The 16,591-nt window shown below is 56.2% G+C and carries 12 protein-coding genes and 1 pseudogene (1 of these 13 cut by a window edge); 11 read left to right on the top strand and 2 right to left on the bottom strand.

Annotated elements, in window-relative coordinates; translation table 11 throughout:
- Window positions 1–354 precede the first annotated feature (354 nt).
- The 4 genes from QVO51_RS07460 to QVO51_RS07445 all read left to right on the top strand — a co-directional run bounded on the left by QVO51_RS07460 (window position 355) and on the right by QVO51_RS07445 (window position 4,762).
- Window positions 355–1,014 (top strand): hypothetical protein, encoded by a 660-nt coding sequence (locus QVO51_RS07460; RefSeq protein WP_288167993.1) that lies wholly within the window; start codon window positions 355–357, stop codon window positions 1,012–1,014.
- Window positions 1,015–1,154: 140 nt separating this feature from the next.
- Window positions 1,155–3,518: a hypothetical protein gene (locus QVO51_RS07455; protein WP_022357879.1), complete on the top strand. Its 2,364-nt coding sequence runs from the start codon at window positions 1,155–1,157 to the stop codon at window positions 3,516–3,518.
- 16 nt (window positions 3,519–3,534) lie between these two features.
- Complete coding sequence (locus QVO51_RS07450; protein WP_015559199.1) at window positions 3,535–4,488, top strand: glycosyltransferase family 2 protein; 954 nt, start codon at window positions 3,535–3,537, stop codon at window positions 4,486–4,488.
- Between the two features lie 19 nt (window positions 4,489–4,507).
- Complete coding sequence (locus QVO51_RS07445; RefSeq protein ID WP_288167991.1) at window positions 4,508–4,762, top strand: hypothetical protein; 255 nt, start codon at window positions 4,508–4,510, stop codon at window positions 4,760–4,762.
- Between the two features lie 66 nt (window positions 4,763–4,828).
- On the opposite strand, the pseudogene mnmA reads toward QVO51_RS07445, so the two are convergent.
- A pseudogene (gene mnmA, locus QVO51_RS07440) lies at window positions 4,829–5,931 on the bottom strand (tRNA 2-thiouridine(34) synthase MnmA).
- Complete coding sequence (locus QVO51_RS07435; RefSeq protein ID WP_276746638.1) at window positions 5,928–6,356, bottom strand: RrF2 family transcriptional regulator; 429 nt, start codon at window positions 6,354–6,356, stop codon at window positions 5,928–5,930. Before QVO51_RS07435 ends, mnmA begins: the two are co-directional and overlap by 4 nt.
- A 370-nt stretch (window positions 6,357–6,726) precedes the next feature.
- On the opposite strand from QVO51_RS07435, the gene QVO51_RS07430 reads away from it, so the two are divergent.
- The 7 genes from QVO51_RS07430 to QVO51_RS10910 all read left to right on the top strand — a co-directional run.
- Window positions 6,727–9,051 (top strand): anaerobic ribonucleoside triphosphate reductase, encoded by a 2,325-nt coding sequence (locus QVO51_RS07430; protein WP_022357875.1) that lies wholly within the window; start codon window positions 6,727–6,729, stop codon window positions 9,049–9,051.
- A gap of 59 nt (window positions 9,052–9,110) precedes the next feature.
- A complete protein-coding gene (gene nrdG / locus QVO51_RS07425; protein ID WP_022357874.1) occupies window positions 9,111–9,617 on the top strand; it encodes an anaerobic ribonucleoside-triphosphate reductase activating protein in 507 nt (168 codons plus the stop codon).
- Window positions 9,618–9,754: 137 nt separating this feature from the next.
- Window positions 9,755–10,636, top strand: coding sequence for an ABC transporter substrate-binding protein (locus QVO51_RS07420; protein ID WP_022357873.1), 882 nt, complete (start codon window positions 9,755–9,757; stop codon window positions 10,634–10,636).
- Between the two features lie 119 nt (window positions 10,637–10,755).
- The gene (locus QVO51_RS07415) at window positions 10,756–11,451 is read left to right on the top strand and encodes a hypothetical protein (protein WP_288167989.1); all 696 of its coding nucleotides are present in this window, start codon (window positions 10,756–10,758) and stop codon (window positions 11,449–11,451) included.
- Window positions 11,452–11,820: 369 nt separating this feature from the next.
- Complete coding sequence (locus tag QVO51_RS07410) at window positions 11,821–14,784, top strand: extracellular solute-binding protein (protein ID WP_022357871.1); 2,964 nt, start codon at window positions 11,821–11,823, stop codon at window positions 14,782–14,784.
- A 59-nt stretch (window positions 14,785–14,843) separates the two neighbouring features.
- Window positions 14,844–15,776 carry a carbohydrate ABC transporter permease gene (locus tag QVO51_RS07405; RefSeq protein ID WP_022357870.1) on the top strand — a complete coding sequence of 311 codons (933 nt, stop codon included), beginning with the start codon at window positions 14,844–14,846 and terminating at the stop codon, window positions 15,774–15,776.
- A gap of 12 nt (window positions 15,777–15,788) precedes the next feature.
- On the top strand, window positions 15,789–16,591 hold the 5' portion of the coding sequence (locus QVO51_RS10910) for a carbohydrate ABC transporter permease (protein WP_022357869.1). 67 nt of this gene lie beyond the right edge of the window; 803 of the gene's 870 nt are visible here — the first part of the coding sequence; its start codon is at window positions 15,789–15,791; its stop codon lies off the right edge, out of view.

Here is a 16,591-nt window from a genome sequence, read left to right as displayed (position 1 = left end):
GGCTCTGGCTGGTCTGACCATTGCGGGTGCGGCTGCATTCGTGAGCAAGAAGAGAAACTGATTCCCTTTAATCGGTACATTGACTGAAAGCCCTCTCTGAACAGAGGGCTTTCGTTTTCAGAAAGGAAGATTATACATGAAGAAATTAGCAGCGCTGCTCCTGGCATGCAGCATGCTGGCGGCTGTTACCGGCTGCGGCGACAATAAGGATTCCTCCTCCCAGGCGGCAACGGAGGCTGCAAGCACTGCGGCTGCAACCACAGAAGCAGCTACGACGGAGGCTCCCNNNAAGCAGCTACGACGGAGGCTCCCACCGAGGCACCCTCCACAGAGCGTCCGGCTCCCACTCCCACCGTGGACGAGAATGCCATTACCTTTGAGGATGGGGATATGTACACGGCGCATTCCATGGCTGAAAAGAACTACGAGAACGATGAATCTGCTACCGAGCTGACCATTGAGGAGTTCAACGGCACCAAGCAGCTGCGGGTCCAGGTTCTGGACAAGGACGACAGCGGTACCTACAAGGTTCCGAAGGTGGTATTCAACCTGGCAGAGCTGGTAGGTGCAGAGAATCTGAACAAGATCAAGTCCATTTCCTGCGACATCACCGGCGTGGCTGTTGGCATGTTTACCGGCGATGACGGCTCTGAGATGCTGGTGCCCGGCAACGTGATGGGTGCTCTGGGCGGCAACCTGGCAGCAGAAAAGAAAACCGATGCGGACGGCGGTCTGCTCCAGAATACCTGGGCAAACCTGACAGAATTCTCCTTTGCTGAGTGGGAGAACAACTGGGTTTATTCCCATGTTGAGGCAAACATCCTGCTGGATGCAAATCGTTATGAGGCTGGTTATGACGGTGCAACGCTGGTTCTGATGCGCTGGGGTATCCCCAACCAGGCTGACCTGTACATTGACAACATCACCTTCTACGATGAGGACGGCAAGTCCATCCCCCTGGCATACAAGCCCTCCGGGGACGCTGCAGGGGCTGATTCCAGCAAGGCTGAATAAATTCTCTCCGTATACCAAAAGCCGGTACAATTTTGTGCCGGCTTTTTTACTGTTCATACAAAACCAGTTGATTTCGGGACAGCTTTATGCTATAATGAAAAATATCTATAATCGGTATCAAAGAGGGGAGAAGGATCATATTGACATATGTTCTGTTCGCCATCGGACTGCTTGCTGCCGGCTTTGTGCTGAGCGTGGCTTTTGGCAGTATGGCGGAGAAGAAGTGGGCGAACCGGCTGGGGAAGGTTGCCTACGGGATAAACGGCTACCTGCTTTTACAGGGGCTGCTGGGCAAGGTACATATTCTGGGCAACCGGGGGCTGGATGGCTATTTTCTTTTCCTGGCGGCTGTCTGCGCCTGCATTCTGCTGATTTCTCTGACCATTCGTTGGATCCGCAGCAAATCTGCATCCACCTGCCGGATGCTCCGGTTTGCTGCCCGCACCATTGCCGTGCTGGCGGCGGTGGAGCTGCTGGTGTTCAACTTCAATTCCTTTCACCTGTGGATGGGGGATTACACGGAACGGCGGCTGTCTCTGACGGATGTGACCATCGAAAACGGGGACTTTGTGTATGACGCCGGACAGGATCAGCTGACCATCCGGGGGAAGGGCGAGGTGCTGCTCACCTATCAGAACCTGGATCAGCCGGTGGGTACTCTGACAGTGGATGCGTCCCTGGCGAATCACACCAAATCCGCCAGTGTGATCGTGGATATTACCGACGAAACCCACCGGGAGTACCGGTACAATACGGTGAATATGCAGCTGCTGAAGGATACGCCCCGTTCCCACTTTACCACCTGCGAGCTGTCCGGGAAGGTGGGCACCTTCCGGGTGAAATTCACCCTGCCGGAGGATAACGACTCCATCACCGTACGGAACATTATCATCAACCGGGACATCCCCTTCCGGTTTTCCCTGCTGCGCATGGGGGTATTCCTGGCTCTGATCCTGCTGGGGTACGGCATCGTTCACAGTACCCTGCTGCGCAGACCCTGCTACCGGGAGAAGCTGTTTGTCCGGGCGTCCGCAGCAGTGGTGACCGCTGTGTGCTGCCTTGGATGCGTGAGCCTGGTGTGGGCGGATACCAGCCGCCCCATCAAGGAGATCTTTGAACGGGAATCCGGCAACCAGATCACCCGGGAGCTGGTGGATGCCTTTGAAGCCGGACAGGTGAGCCTGGAGGCTCCGGTGGATCCGGGTCTGCTTGCCATGGAAAACCCCTATGACTGGAGTGCCCGGTCGGCGGACAATGTGAACGCCCAGTGGGATCATGTATTCTACAACGGCAAGTACTACTCCTACTACGGCATTGCGCCGGTGGTGACCCTGTTCCTGCCCTACCACCTGCTGACGGGGCATTATTTCCCCACCCAGTTTGCTGTATTGCTGTACGGCCTCATCGGGGTGGTGTTCCTGACTCTGACCTATCTGGCATACCTGCGCCGGTTCCAGCGTACCCTGCCCTGTGGCATGGCGTTGGGGGGACTGATCGTCATGCAGGCGTCCAGCGGCATCTGGTATGTGGTGGCACGCACCCTGTTCTATGAGATTTCCATTGCCTCCGGCTTTGCATGCGTGGCGGTGGGTGCATATTTCCTGATGACCTCCAATATTCTCAGCCGGGGCAGGATCTCCTGTCCGAAGCTGGGGCTTGCATCCTTCTTCCTGGCACTGGCAGTGCTGTGCCGCCCTACGTTGGCGGTGTACTGCATTGCCGCCGTGGTGATGATCCTGTTGGCGCTGCCCAGAGCAGGCAAACACCCCGGGGTGCAACTGGCTGCCGGCAAGCAGAATGCCAAGCGGATCGCCTATCTGGCATGGGGCGCAGTGCCCATGCTGCTGCTGGCTGGGGTGCAGCTGTGGTACAACTATGCCCGGTTTGACTCCCCCCTGGATTTCGGCATCCAGTACTCTCTGACCATCAATGACTTTACCCGTTCCCAGTTCCATATGGGCTTTGTGTTCATCGGTCTGTACAACTATCTGCTGGCTGTGCCTAAGTTCATCTGGACTTTCCCCTTCTTCTTTACGGAATTCACCACCCTGAACATCAACGGCTACTACTTCCACGACACGGGGAATACCGCCGGCATCATCTGGCTGGCGCTGCCGGTGCTGTGCTACCTGCTGGCAGGGAAGGCGCTGAAGCGGCTGAACAGGCGTGACCGGATCCGCTGGAGCGTCATCATCGGTCTGACCTGTGTGCTCATGCCCCTGGTCATCATCTGTTCCATCTGGGAAAGCGGCTATGCCATCCGCTACACGGCGGATTTCTCCTGGCCCATTCTGATCGGCGCTCTGTCCATCGGATTTTACCTGTACCGGCACACCAAGAATGAGACCTGGAGAAAGGTTGCCCGGCTCTGTATGGGGGTTGCCGTGCCGGCAGCTCTGGTGCTGAATTTTGCCCATGTATACACCTTCAAGTTCCCCTCCTGGGTTGCCCTGGATCATTTCGGGGTATTCAACAACCTGGCGGAGCTGTTTACCATTTTCTGACGAAAGAGAGGATACCATGAGTAGTATTATTTACATCGTTGTTCCATGCTATAACGAGGAGGCTGTGCTGCACGAAACCTCCAGCCGTCTGGCGGAGAAGATGCACAGTCTGATGCAGGCGGGGAAGATCTCCCCCTTGAGCCGGGTCATGTTCGTCAACGACGGCTCCAAGGATCGTACCTGGGAGATCATTGAGGAACTGGTGGCAGGGGATACCCTGTTCCAGGGGGTGAAGCTGTCCCGGAACAAGGGACATCAGAATGCGCTGCTGGCTGGGCTGATGACTGCCAAGGATCACTGCGACGCAGCCATTTCCATGGACGCTGACCTGCAGGATGACATCAACGCCGTGGATGAGATGATCGAAAAGTTTGACGGAGGCTGCGATATTGTGTACGGGGTGCGCAGCGAGCGGAAAACCGATACCTTCTTCAAGAAATTTACCGCCCAGGGCTATTACAAGCTCCTTGCCATGATGGGGGTGGACATCGTCTACAACCATGCGGATTATCGGCTCATGAGCCGCCGGGCATTGCAGAATCTGGAATCCTTCGGGGAAGTGAATCTGTTCCTGCGGGGGGTTGTACCCATGATCGGCTACAAGACGGATAAGGTGTACTATGAGCGTGCGGAACGGTTCGCCGGGGAGTCCAAGTACCCCTTGAAGAAGATGCTTGCCTTCGCCATGGAGGGCATCACCTCCCTGTCCGTCAAGCCCATCCGCTTCATTACCTCCACCGGCTTTGTGATCTTTGTTATCAGTCTGCTGATGCTGATTTACAGTCTGGTGCGGTACTTTATGGGCGCTACCATTCCGGGCTGGACTTCCCTTGCGGTATCCGTCTGGGCGATTGGCGGCTTGCAGCTCCTTGCCATCGGCGTGGTAGGGGAGTACATCGGCAAGATCTATCTGGAAACCAAGCATCGACCCAAATACATTGTGGAAACCTATCTGCACCGGGATGAATGACCGAAAGGGGCAATGCACATTGATCCGCAAGAGAATCATCCGAATTGCCGGGCTTGCGCTGCTGCTATGGCTGGGAGCGTTTGCTCTGGATTGCTTTGCGGTTTCCTGTCTGCACCGTTCCCCCGTGTTCTGTGTGCAGCATCAAGAGAAAACACATTTTTCCGGATTGGGGTATTCGTTTGACGCATATCCACACCAGATCAGCGGAGCATATGCATACGTCAGCTATGTGTTCGGCTGTGCGCTCACTTCCACTATGACCAATGCAGTCTGATGCTGCTGACAAAATAAGCCCGGAGGCGGTTTGATCTGACAGTCTCCGGGCTGTTTGTATGATATATTATCCGTGGATGATGCCGCCGCCGACCACTGTATCCCCATCGTAGAACACGGCGGACTGTCCGGCAGTGACCGCACGCTGGGGCGTTACAAAAACTGCCCGGCAGGTGCCGTCCTCCATCGGCTCGATCCGGCAGGGCACCTCCGTCTGGCTGTACCGGGTCTTGACCGTCACCTGCATGGGAGCGGTCAATGCCGGAATGGAGATCCAGTTCAGCTCCCGCACCGTAAAGCTGTCCGTGTACAGGTCGGATTCCGCCCCGATGGTCACTGTGTTGGATGCTGCATCCTTCCCCACCACATAGGCAGGCCGCCCCAGGGACAGTCCCAGTCCCTTTCGCTGTCCGATGGTGTAGTGGATCAGCCCCCGGTGCCTGCCGATGGGGTTGCCGGCTGNNTGCCGATGGGGTTGCCGGCTGTATCCAGAAAGTCTCCGGGCTGGATCTCCGCCCCCGTGGCATGGCGGATGTACCCGGCATAGTCCCCGTCCGGCACAAAGCAGATGTCCTGGCTGTCCGGCTTGTGGGAGTTTACCAGCCCTGCCGCCTCCGCCATCTGCCGCACCTGCGCCTTTTCCAGATCCCCCAGAGGGAACAGGGTGTGGGCAAGCTGGTGCTGGGTCAGATTGTACAGCACATAGGTCTGATCCTTGCTCCGGTCTTTGGGGCGGCACAGCAGATACCGTCCCGTTTCCGGATCCTGCCGCCGTACCGCATAGTGCCCCGTGGCAATATAGTCATATCCCAGTGCCTCCGCCCGGCGGAGCATGGCGTCAAATTTAATATGCCGGTTGCAGTTGATGCAGGGGTTGGGGGTCTCCCCCCGCAGGTAGCTGTCACAGAAGGGCTGCATTACATGACTGCGGAAAGCGTCCTTGAAGTTGAATACCAGATGCTCAATGCCCAGCCGGTAGGCAACGCTCCGGGCATCCTCCACGTCCCGGAGGGCGCAGCAGGTACGGGTGGCGTCCGGCGCCTGGATGATATCCTCGTCCCCGAACAGCTTCAGGGTCACGCCCGTTACGTCGTATCCCTCCTGCTGGAGCCGCAGGGCGGCAACGGAGCTGTCCACGCCGCCGCTCATGCCGATCATGACCTTTTTCATTTCTGCTGCGCCTCCCCTCGTGCATGTGCCACAATATCCGCCAGGGTGATCCGGTCAATGACCCCGCTGATGGCGTTGTCCAGTGCCTCCCACACGAACTGGGTGGGGCAGCACTCTGCCCGTTCACAGGGCGCACAGCCCTCCTGCATGCAGGGCACCGGTGCCAGGCATCCCTCTGTCAGCCGCAGGATCATGCCCACGGTGTATGCCTCCGGGGGCTTTGCCAGCCGGTAGCCTCCCTGGGCGCCCCGGGAGCTGATCACACAGCCGCCCCGGCTCAGCATGGCGATGATCTGCTCCAGGTATTTTTCCGAGATCTGCTGCCGCTGGGCGATGGCACGGATATTCAGATACCCCTCGTCTGCGTGGCAGGCAAGCTCATACATGAGCCGCAGGGCATACCGCCCCTTTGTGGAAATTTTCATCCGATCACCTGTTCCGGCGGCTTTGGATTTGTGCGGAGACTCCGCAGACACCGCCTGATTCCCTACCATTATACCGTGAAATCCAGCTGCTGTCAATGAACACAAGAAAATTTGTTCGCCGGATGCCGCAAATCCTGTTCAGACCGTCCTTTGGGAGAAGATCGTCAGAAGTATGACAAGAACCGACCACAAGATGTTGTGTTTTGATTTGAAGAAACAACCTCTAAAGGGGAAATTATCATGGATGTTAAAATAAAAAATTCTTGACAAAAGCCTCTATGTACGATATACTAGATAGCGATGTAGTCATAACCACAATATCTTGTGATACTGCGGTTATGACTAAATAATAGGAAAGGAAGTCCGGATCATGTTAATTCACATTATCAAGCGGGATGGAAGAAAGGTTCCGTTCAACATGGAAAAGATCGCAAATGCGATTTTCCGGGCGGCCCAGTCTGTAGGCGGTACCAACTTTGAGGAAGCCATGCAGATCGCTGCTCGGGTATGCGCCCTGGTGGAGGAGAAGTACCCGGGACAGGTTCCCACCGTGGAACAGGTGCAGGATCTGGTGGAGAAGACCCTGATCGAGGAGGGGCATGCCGCTACCGCAAAGGCGTACATTTTGTACCGGTATGAACGTACCCGTTCCCGGGAAATGAAAACCAATCTGATGACGGTTCTGAATGAGCTGACCTTCAACCCGGCAAAGGACAGCGACATCAAGCGGGAGAACGCAAACATTGACGGGGACACTGCCATGGGCACCATGCTCAAGTACGGCTCCGTTTCCGCCAAGGAGTTTTACGAAATGTATGTGCTGGAGCCCCAGGAGGCAAAGGCGCACATCAACGGGGATATCCACATTCATGACCTGGACTTCTTGACTCTGACTACCACCTGCTGTCAGATCGATCTGATCAAGCTGTTCAAGGGCGGTTTTTCCACCGGTCATGGCTACCTGCGGGAGCCAAATGACATTGCCAGCTATTCCGCTCTGGCGTGCATCGCCATCCAGTCCAACCAGAACGATCAGCACGGGGGACAGAGTGTACCCAACTTTGACTATGCAATGGCGGAGGGCGTGAAGAAAACCTATCGTGCAAGATATGCCCAGAACATTGCCCGCTGCCTGGCAATGGAATGCGACCTGGAGCTGAACGAGTGCGACAAGCTGTCCGAGCAGCTGGCTGCCCAGGTACAGCAGGAGCAGGGGCTGATCCCGATCCTGGCGGACAACAACGGCTATCGGGAGGCGGAACTGCCCGGGTTGACGGAGATCTGCGGCAGTGAGGCGCTGGCAAAGAAGATCCAGGATTTTGCGGTCAAGGCAGCCTATAAGGAAACCAACCGTGCCACCTACCAGGCGATGGAGGCGCTGATCCACAATCTGAACACCATGAACAGCCGTGCCGGTGCCCAGACCCCCTTCAGTTCCATCAACTACGGCACCGATACCTCCCCCGAGGGCAGAATGGTTATTGAGAACGTGCTGCTTGCCAACGAGGCTGGTCTGGGCAACGGGGAGACTCCCATTTTCCCCATTCACATCTTCAAGGTGAAGGAGGGCATCAACTACAACCCGGAGGATCCCAACTACGACCTGCTGAAGCTGGCGTGCCGGGTATCCGCAAAGCGGCTGTTCCCCAACTTCTCCTTCATTGATGCGCCCTTTAACCTCCAGTACTACAAGCCCGGGGATTACAACACGGAGGTTGCCTACATGGGCTGCCGCACCCGTGTCATCGGCAATGTATACGATCCGGAGCGGGAGATCGTCAGCGGCAGAGGCAATCTGAGCTTCACCTCCATCAACCTGCCCCGGCTTGCCATCAAGGCGGATCACAACGTGGGTGCATTCTTCGATTCTCTGGATGAAATGATGGATCTTGCCATCAACCAGTTGATGCACCGGTTCAAGATCCAGTCCCAGAAAAAAGTCCGCAACTACCCCTTCCTGATGGGACAGGGGGTATGGATCGACTCCGAAAAGCTGGAGCCGGATGATGAAGTGGGAGAGGTGCTCAAGCACGGCACCCTGTCCGTTGGCTTCATCGGTCTGGCGGAGACCCTGAAGGCGCTGATCGGCAAGCATCACGGGGAAAGCGAGGAGGCAAGAGAGCTTGGCCTGGAGATCGTTACCGCTATGCGGAACCGGCTGGATGAGGAAAGCAAGCGCACCGGTCTGAACTTCTCTTTGCTGGCGACTCCGGCGGAGGGGCTGTCCGGCAGATTTGTCCGGATGGATGCAAAACGCTTCGGTATCATCCCCGGCGTCACCGATCGGGAGTACTACACCAACAGCTTCCATGTGCCCGTGTATTACCCCATCAGCGCAGTGGACAAGATCCGCATCGAGGCACCCTACCACGCACTGACCAATGCTGGACACATCAGCTATATCGAGCTGAACGGAGATCCGGTGGAGAACCTGCCTGCGTTTGAAAAGGTGGTTCGTTACATGAAGGAAGCTGGCATCGGCTACGGTGCCATCAACCACCCGGTGGATCATGATCCCTGCTGCGGCTATACCGGCATCATCGGAGACACCTGCCCCAAGTGCGGCAGAAACGAGGAGGACGGCGTGGGCTTTGAGCGGATCCGCCGCATCACCGGCTATCTGGTAGGCACGGTGGATCGGTTCAACAACGCAAAGCGTGCGGAAGAACGGGATCGGGTAAAGCACAGCGTTTGATGCATAGAAAGACAGTACCCTACAGGCTCTGTGGGGTGCTGCTTTTATAGGAGGATCATATGACACTGAGACTTGCAGGCACGGAAAACGACTCCATCGTAGACGGCCCCGGCATCCGCTTCACCATTTTTGTCCAGGGCTGTCCCCACCACTGCCCCGGCTGTCACAATCCCCAGACCCATGATTTTGCAGGCGGCACGGACACGGACTGCGCCCAGCTGCTGGCACGGATCGACGCCAATCCCCTGCTGGACGGAGTCACCTTCAGCGGTGGCGAGCCCTTCTGTCAGGCATCAGTTCTGGCGGAGCTTGGGGTGCAGCTGCGGCAGCGGGGGTTGAATATCATTACCTACACCGGCTTTACCTATGAAAAGCTGCTGGAGGATGCCAACCAGGAAAACGGGTATCGGGCGCTGCTGGAAGTGACGGATTATCTGGTGGACGGCAGATTTGAGCAGGACAAAAAAAGCTATGAGCTGCATTTCAAGGGCAGCTCCAACCAGCGGTTCATTGATGTACAGAAAAGTCTGGAATCCGGCAGCACGGTTGTGCTGGAATCGCTTTAATTGCACAGTGATTGGCGTTTTTTGCACAGTCTCCGGCTCTTGCTATGGGACGTAAAATATGCTATAATAGAGGAGCGTATATCGCTCCTTTTTTGTGCCCTTTTGCAAAAAGGAGAAATGGATGGTGATGGGAAGCATTGAACCAGAGAATTACGGCAGGGTTCCTTTGTCTGCTGCTGGCGACAGCTCCGATGCTGGGGGGCTGTGAAAAGGATAGGGGCACCGGTGCCGGCTATTTGTTCAGCTATACGCTGGACGCAAATCCGCAAAGCCTGGATCCCCAGCTTGCCACGGATGAAGCCTCTCTGACGGTGATCGGGAATCTGTTTTCCGGTCTGTTCCGGATGGATGACACGGGGAACGTTGTTCCGGATGTGGCGGAATCCTATGAGATCTCCCCGGACGGCTGTACCTACACCGTCCACATGCGGAAGGATAACTACTGGTACTCCCTGGGGGATGCCCGGCAGGAGGCCACCCGGACGGACAGTGAGGATGCGGCGAAGCATGCCGCTCCAGTGACTGCCGCAGATTTTGTGTATGCCTTTCAGCGGCTGTTTGATCCCCGGACCGGCTCCCCCTACCGGGAGCGGTTTGCCGCCCTGAAAAACGGGCAGAGGATCATGGATGGAGAGTTGGACTGCACCCAGATCGGAGTGGATGCATCGGACACCTACACGGTGGTGTTCACCCTGGACAGACCGGATGCAAACTTCCTTTCCCTGCTTGCCACCACTGCCGCAATGCCCTGCAATCCCAGCTTTTTTTACGGCTGCAAGGGACGCTATGGGCTGGATGAGGACTCGGTGATCTCCAACGGAGCCTTTTACCTGCGCATGTGGTTCTACGATCCCTACGGCAAGGAGAACCAGATCTATATGCGGCGGAATGCCCTGAACAGCCGGGCAAAGCAGGTGTATCCCTCCAATCTGACCTTCTACATCCAGGATGCCCAGAAGGCGGAGCAGAATTTCCGGGATTCCCTCACCGACTGTCTGATTACGGCGGACAGCAGCTAAGCCGCCAGCGGCAGGACAGCAGCTACGCCGCCAGCGGCAAGTATACAACTTTATCCTACGAAAGCGTTACCTATGGGCTGATTTTCAACCCCCGGCATTCCCAGTACTCGAACGCCTCCTTGCGAAAGGCACTGTCCCTGGGCGCACGGTCGGCGGACTATGTCCCCATGCTGGGGGCGGACACCACGGAGGCATTCGCCCTGGTGCCCCCGGCTGTGCGGATGCTGGGGAAGGAATACCGGGAGCTGGTATCCCAGCAATCCGTTCAGTCTGCCGGGCAGGATGCGGCAGTTCTGTACACCCAGGCGCTGGAGGAGCTGGGCATTGCCTCCCTGGAAAGTGCGCAGATCCTGGTGCCGGCGGGGCTGACGGACTATGCGGCGCTCCATGAGATCGTGCGTCGGTGGAGCGATCTGTTTGGCTTTTACATCGGCATCGACCCGGTGGATCCGGAAACCTATGCACAGCGGCTGCGGGACGGGGCGTATGCCATTGCCCTGTATGGCATGGGCAGTGACTACAACAGCCCGGCAGGGGCGCTGCAGCGGCTGCTGGAGCAGCAGGGGATGCTGGGCATGTCGGAGCAGACCCTCCGGGATGTGCAGGCGCAGCTACAGGAGGCTGCCGGGGTGGAAAACCTCAGCGGTACACTGGAGCATTACCGGGCGGCGGAACGGCTGCTGCTGGAGGACGCTTGTTTTATCCCTTTGTTTTACAAGCAGGAATATCTTGTATTCCGGCCGGATAATGAGGATCTGGCCTTTGACCCCTTTACCGGGCAGGTGTTCTTTGCGGATGCCAAGCATTTTGAATAGCTGCAAAATGTATCCGAATGCAGAGCAATATATTCCTTAAATAAAGCAGGTATCTTTTTATTTAATCTCCCGGCAGTCCTGTGATCTGTCAATATACAGCCGGGACAAAGGAGAACCTCTTTGCATCCTTCACAATTATGCTATGGCGCAGAAAACCTTTTTTCTACACCTTGACAAATTGCTTGCCGGTTGGTATAATATTTTCGTACACTTGTGCAAATCGGACAGCTTGGATGCAAAAGAAAAATATATTTATTAACGCAGTGCTCCCAGAGTGGCAGGCTTGGCTCCGGGGCGCTGCGCTGAGATGACTGATTTTCGTGGGCAGGCAGACCACAGCCTGCCGGAGGCACAGAAAGGCGGAGAAACGTGAGAAACACAAGAAAGAAAAGAAAAGCGGCAGCTGGGGCGCTGTCAGCCATTCTTGCGGCGGCGCTGTCCCTGACGGCGGTTCCGTTTTCAGCATTTGCAGCGGCGGACAAGTCGGCTGCGGCGGAGGACACCTCCCTGCTGACGGTGGAATCCACAGAGGGCGAGAACCCTCTGTACGTTGAGCAGCATACCTACAGCGACTATTACGACGTTTACAGCGGCAGCAGCCGGCCGGACGTGGAGATCATGATGCCCGGCGCAGAGTATGACTCCACAGAGGGAGGCAATTTCTCAGTTGGCTCCTACGGCACGGAGGGGGACACCAAGGACAATGTGCTGATCTGGGACAGCTCCGAGGGGAAGGTCAACTACAAATTCACCGTTGCCCAGAGCGGCGTGTATTGTGCAAAAATGTCCTATTTCCCCCTCGAGACCACAGCCACCACCATTGAGCTTTCCATGCTCATTGACGGGGAATCCCCCTATGACACTGCCTCCCGGATCACCCTGAACAAGCGGTGGGTCAACGAAAAGGATATTTATGTGGACAGCCGGGGCAACCAGGTGCGTCCCTCTCAGATCCAGAGCGGTGCCTGGATGTCCACCTACCTACAGGATGTGGATGGTCTGTTCAATGATCCGCTGATCTTCTACCTGGAGGCAGGCACCCACACTCTGACCCTCAGCGGCGTAAAGGCGAATATTGCCCTGGAGTATATCGCCTTCTCCCAGCCGGAGCAGGCTGCCCCCTATGGGGATTCCAAGCCGGATGCCTCTGCCCTGTCCTCTACCCCCTCCACCATGATCCGGCTGGAGGGTGAGCAGGCGGACTACAAGTCCGACTCCACTCTGTATCCCACCTATGACAATTCCTCCTACCTGGCGTCCCCCTCCAATCCTACCAAGATGGTGTACAACACCATTGGCAGCGGCAACTGGAAAAAGGCGTTGCAGACCATTACCTGGAACATCAACGACAAGGAGTCCAACAAGCTCACCGGGGATGGCTGGTACAAGATCGGCATCAAGGCCCGGCAGCAGGATATGCGGGGCTTCTACTCCAACCGGCGGCTGCTGGTGGATGGAAAGGTGCAGTATGAGGAACTGAACCAGATCAAGTTCTACTACGACACGGACTGGAGCGTTACCTCCCCCAAGGATGCAAGTGGTGATTATATATATGTATATCTGACCGCTGACCAGGTACATACCCTGACGCTGGAGGTTGTGCCCGGAGAGATCGGGGACGCTATGCGGCGGCTGGATTCCATCGTGCTGGATCTGAACACCTGCTACCGGAAGATCCTGATGATCACCGGGCCGGATCCGGATAAGTACACGGACTATAACGTGCACAAGAAGATCCCGGAGATCCTGGATGAGTTCCAGGATCTGTATGATCGGCTCACCACCGTGCAGCGGGAGATCGAATCCCTGTCCGGCACGGAGGGCTCCGAGGCGGCTGCCCTGACCCGGATGACGGTGATCCTGGAAAAGTGTATGGAAAAGCCCATCCGCATTCCGGATTACATGACCCAGATCAAGGATAATATCACCGCCATTTCCGCCTGGATGCGGGATTACCGGGATCAGCCTCTGGAGGTTGACTATATCGAGCTGGCTTCTGCGGATCAGCAGTTCAGCTCTGTGGACGAGAAATTCTTCTCCCAGTTGGCATTCAACTGGAAGGCGTTCATCGGCTCCTTTACGGAGGATTACACCACCCTGTCCGACATTGACGGGGAATCCGATGAGGTGCTGAACGTCTGGGTGCAGCTTGGCCGTGACCAGGCACAGGTTGTCAAGCAGTTGGCAGAATCCGACTTTATGGAGAAGACCGGCATCCCGGTTTCCGTGAACCTGGTTGTGGGCGGTATCGTAGAAGCCGCTCTGGCAGACAAGCAGCCGGATGTGGCGCTGTTCATCGGCGGCGAGTTCCCGGTGAACCTGGCGGCACGGGGTCTGCTGGTGGATATGTCCCAGTTTGCGGATTACAAGGAAACCGAAGGCTGGTTCCAGAAGTATGCCACCGTCCAGTATCAGTATGAAGGGGGCACCTACGGTCTGCCCATTTCCCAGAACTGGCCCATGCTGTTCTACCGGAAGGACATTCTCAGTGAGCTTGGCTTTACCGCTCCGCCCCAGACCTGGCAGGAGCTGATCGACATGCTGCCGGCGCTCCAGCGGAACTACATGGGGGTTGGTCTGATCCTGCCGCCGGCAAATGTATCCCCCGCAACGGAGGCTGGTCATACTTACGCAATGCTGACTTTGCAAAAGGGACTCAACTATTATAATGACGCCCAGACCCGTACTACCTTTGACGACATCCGGGCGGTGCAGTCCTTTGAGACCTGGACGGAATTTTACACCAAGTATGAGTTTGAACAGACCTATGACGCATTCAGCCGGTTCCGTACCGGTCTGTATCCTATCGTGGTGTCCAACTACACCTTCTTCAACCAGTTGGAGGTTGCTTCTCCGGAGATCAAGGGTCTGTGGGATTTCACCACCGTGCCCGGCACGCTGAATGAGGACGGCACCATTTCCCACGCAAGCAACTCCTCCGGCAGTGCGGCCATCATCTTCAACAGCGTGGCAAACAAGGAAAACGCATGGAAGTTTGTCCGCTGGTTCTCCTCCACTGAGACCCAGGTGGCATACGGCATGAACATCGAGGGTCTGCTGGGTCAGATGGGACGGTTTGATGCGGCAAACACCGAAGCTCTCAAGCAACTGTCCTGGTCCTCTGAGGAGCTTGCAAAGCTGAGCGCCCAGCGGGATGAGTTGGTGGAGATTCCCATTATTCCTGCGTCCTATGCGGTGACCCGGAATATCATGAACGCATTCCGTGAGACCGTCAACAACGTGGAAGCGAATCCGAGAGATACGCTGATGAAATACAACGACGATATCAATGACGAGATCACCAGAAAGCGTGAAAATCTGGGACTTGAGTAAGACGTTTGCAGCATGGGGAATGCTGTATAACGCCTGCCTATAAAAAAGGAGGGTTACTTTTGGATAAGGACGCAATCGGGCGGAGAAGCAAAAAGGAGCAGCGGCATTACACCTGGCTGCAAATCAAGCAGAACAAGGAATGCTATCTGATGCTGCTTCCCTTTATGCTGTTCTTCCTGGTATTCACCATCATTCCGGTCATCATGTCCCTGCCCATGGGCATGACCGACTTTAACATGGTACAGTTCCCCAAGTGGGTGGGACTGTCCAACTTCTACAATCTGTTCATTTCGGATGCGATCTTCGTAAAATCCATCCGTGTCACCCTGGTGTTCGCATTGTTCACCGGCCCCATCAGCTATGTGCTGTGCTTTTTGCTGGCGTGGCTCATCAACGAGCTGCATCCCAGGCTGAAAACCATTTTCACCCTGATCTTCTATGCGCCCTCCATGGCAAATGTGTACACCGTGTGGCAGCTGATCTTCAGTGGTGATACCTACGGCATAGCCAATGCGGTGCTCATCAACCTGGGCATCAACACCTACGCTGTCCAGTGGCTCACCGACTCCCAGTACATTCTGGGGGTAGTCATCGTGGTACAACTGTGGATCAGTCTGGGTGCCGGATTCCTGGCGCTCCGTGCAGGCTTCCAGAATATCGACCGTTCCCAGTATGAAGCCGGCGCCATCGAGGGCATCAAGAACCGGTGGCAGGAACTGATCTACATTACCATCCCTTCCATGGGACCCCAGTTGATGTTCGCTGCGGTCATGCAGATCGTCAGCTCCTTTACCGCCGACATCGTAGCCCGGAATCTGGTGGGCTTCCCCAGTACCGACTACGCCGCCCACACCATTATGACCCATGCCTATGACTATGGCTGGGTGCGTTACGAAATGGGCTATGCATCTGCAATCTGTATGGTGCTGTTTATCTTCATGTTCCTTGCCAACAAGCTGATCAGCAAGCTGTTGAGCAAGTACATGGATTAAGGAGGGAAACCGATGACCGATACATCAAAGCTCAAAGCGTCCAACAAGCGGGCAGGACGCAGGATCGGCGGCAGCATTGCCATTTTCCTCTTTCTGACGGTGCTGGGTCTGTTTATGGTATTTCCCATTTACCTGGCGATCATCACATCCATCAAGCCGGTGGAGGAGCTGTTTATCTTCCCGCCCAAGTTCTACCCCATGAACCCCACCCTGGACAACTTCCGGGATATGTTCCGGGTTCTGGGACAGATGTGGGTGCCCTTCTCCCGGTATGTGTGGAACAGCGTGTTCGTCACGGTGGTTGTCACCGTGGCACAGTGCATCGTTGCCTCCATGGCAGCCTTCGTGCTGGCAAAGTGCAAATTCCCCGGCAATGGGATCATCAACAAGATCATTGTCATCTCCCTGCTTTACAATAGTAATGTTATCTACATCATGCAGTACATGGTCATGTCCGAGCTGAACCTGATCAACACTACCAGGGCACTGATCCTGCCCTCCATTGCGTCGGCAATGGGTCTGTTCCTGATGCGGCAGTCCATGAGTCAGGTGCCGGACGCTATGATCGAGGCGGCAAAGGTGGACGGTGCCAATCTGTTCACCACCTGCTGGCGGATCGTCATTCCCAACCAGAAGCCGGCACTGATGACCATGAGCATTTTCGCCTTCCAGGGTGCCTGGAACATCCAGGGCGGCAGCCTTGTGTATGACGAAGCGAAGAAAACACTGCCCACCGTGGTGCAGCAGGCGGCATCTGCCGGTCTTGCCCGTGCAGGCGTGGCAATGGCGGCAGCGGTATTCATGCTGATCCCGCC

It is taken from the genome of Ruminococcus sp. CAG:379, assembly GCF_000434255.1.
In the GTDB taxonomy this organism is placed as follows: domain Bacteria; phylum Bacillota; class Clostridia; order Oscillospirales; family Ruminococcaceae; genus Ruminococcus_F; species Ruminococcus_F champanellensis.
The sequence above is the reverse complement of the archived record's forward strand: the minus strand, read 5'-3'. Positions and strand labels throughout refer to the sequence as shown.

What these genes read in the sequence shown, in the direction of transcription:
- QVO51_RS07435 (WP_276746638.1), bottom strand. Translation starts at nt 6,356, where the DNA reads ATGAAAATTTCCACAAAGGGGCGGTATGCCCTGCGGCTCATGTATGAG.
- QVO51_RS07430 (WP_022357875.1), top strand. Translation starts at nt 6,727, where the DNA reads ATGTTAATTCACATTATCAAGCGGGATGGAAGAAAGGTTCCGTTCAAC.
- nrdG (WP_022357874.1), top strand. Translation starts at nt 9,111, where the DNA reads ATGACACTGAGACTTGCAGGCACGGAAAACGACTCCATCGTAGACGGC.
- QVO51_RS07450 (WP_015559199.1), top strand. Translation starts at nt 3,535, where the DNA reads ATGAGTAGTATTATTTACATCGTTGTTCCATGCTATAACGAGGAGGCT.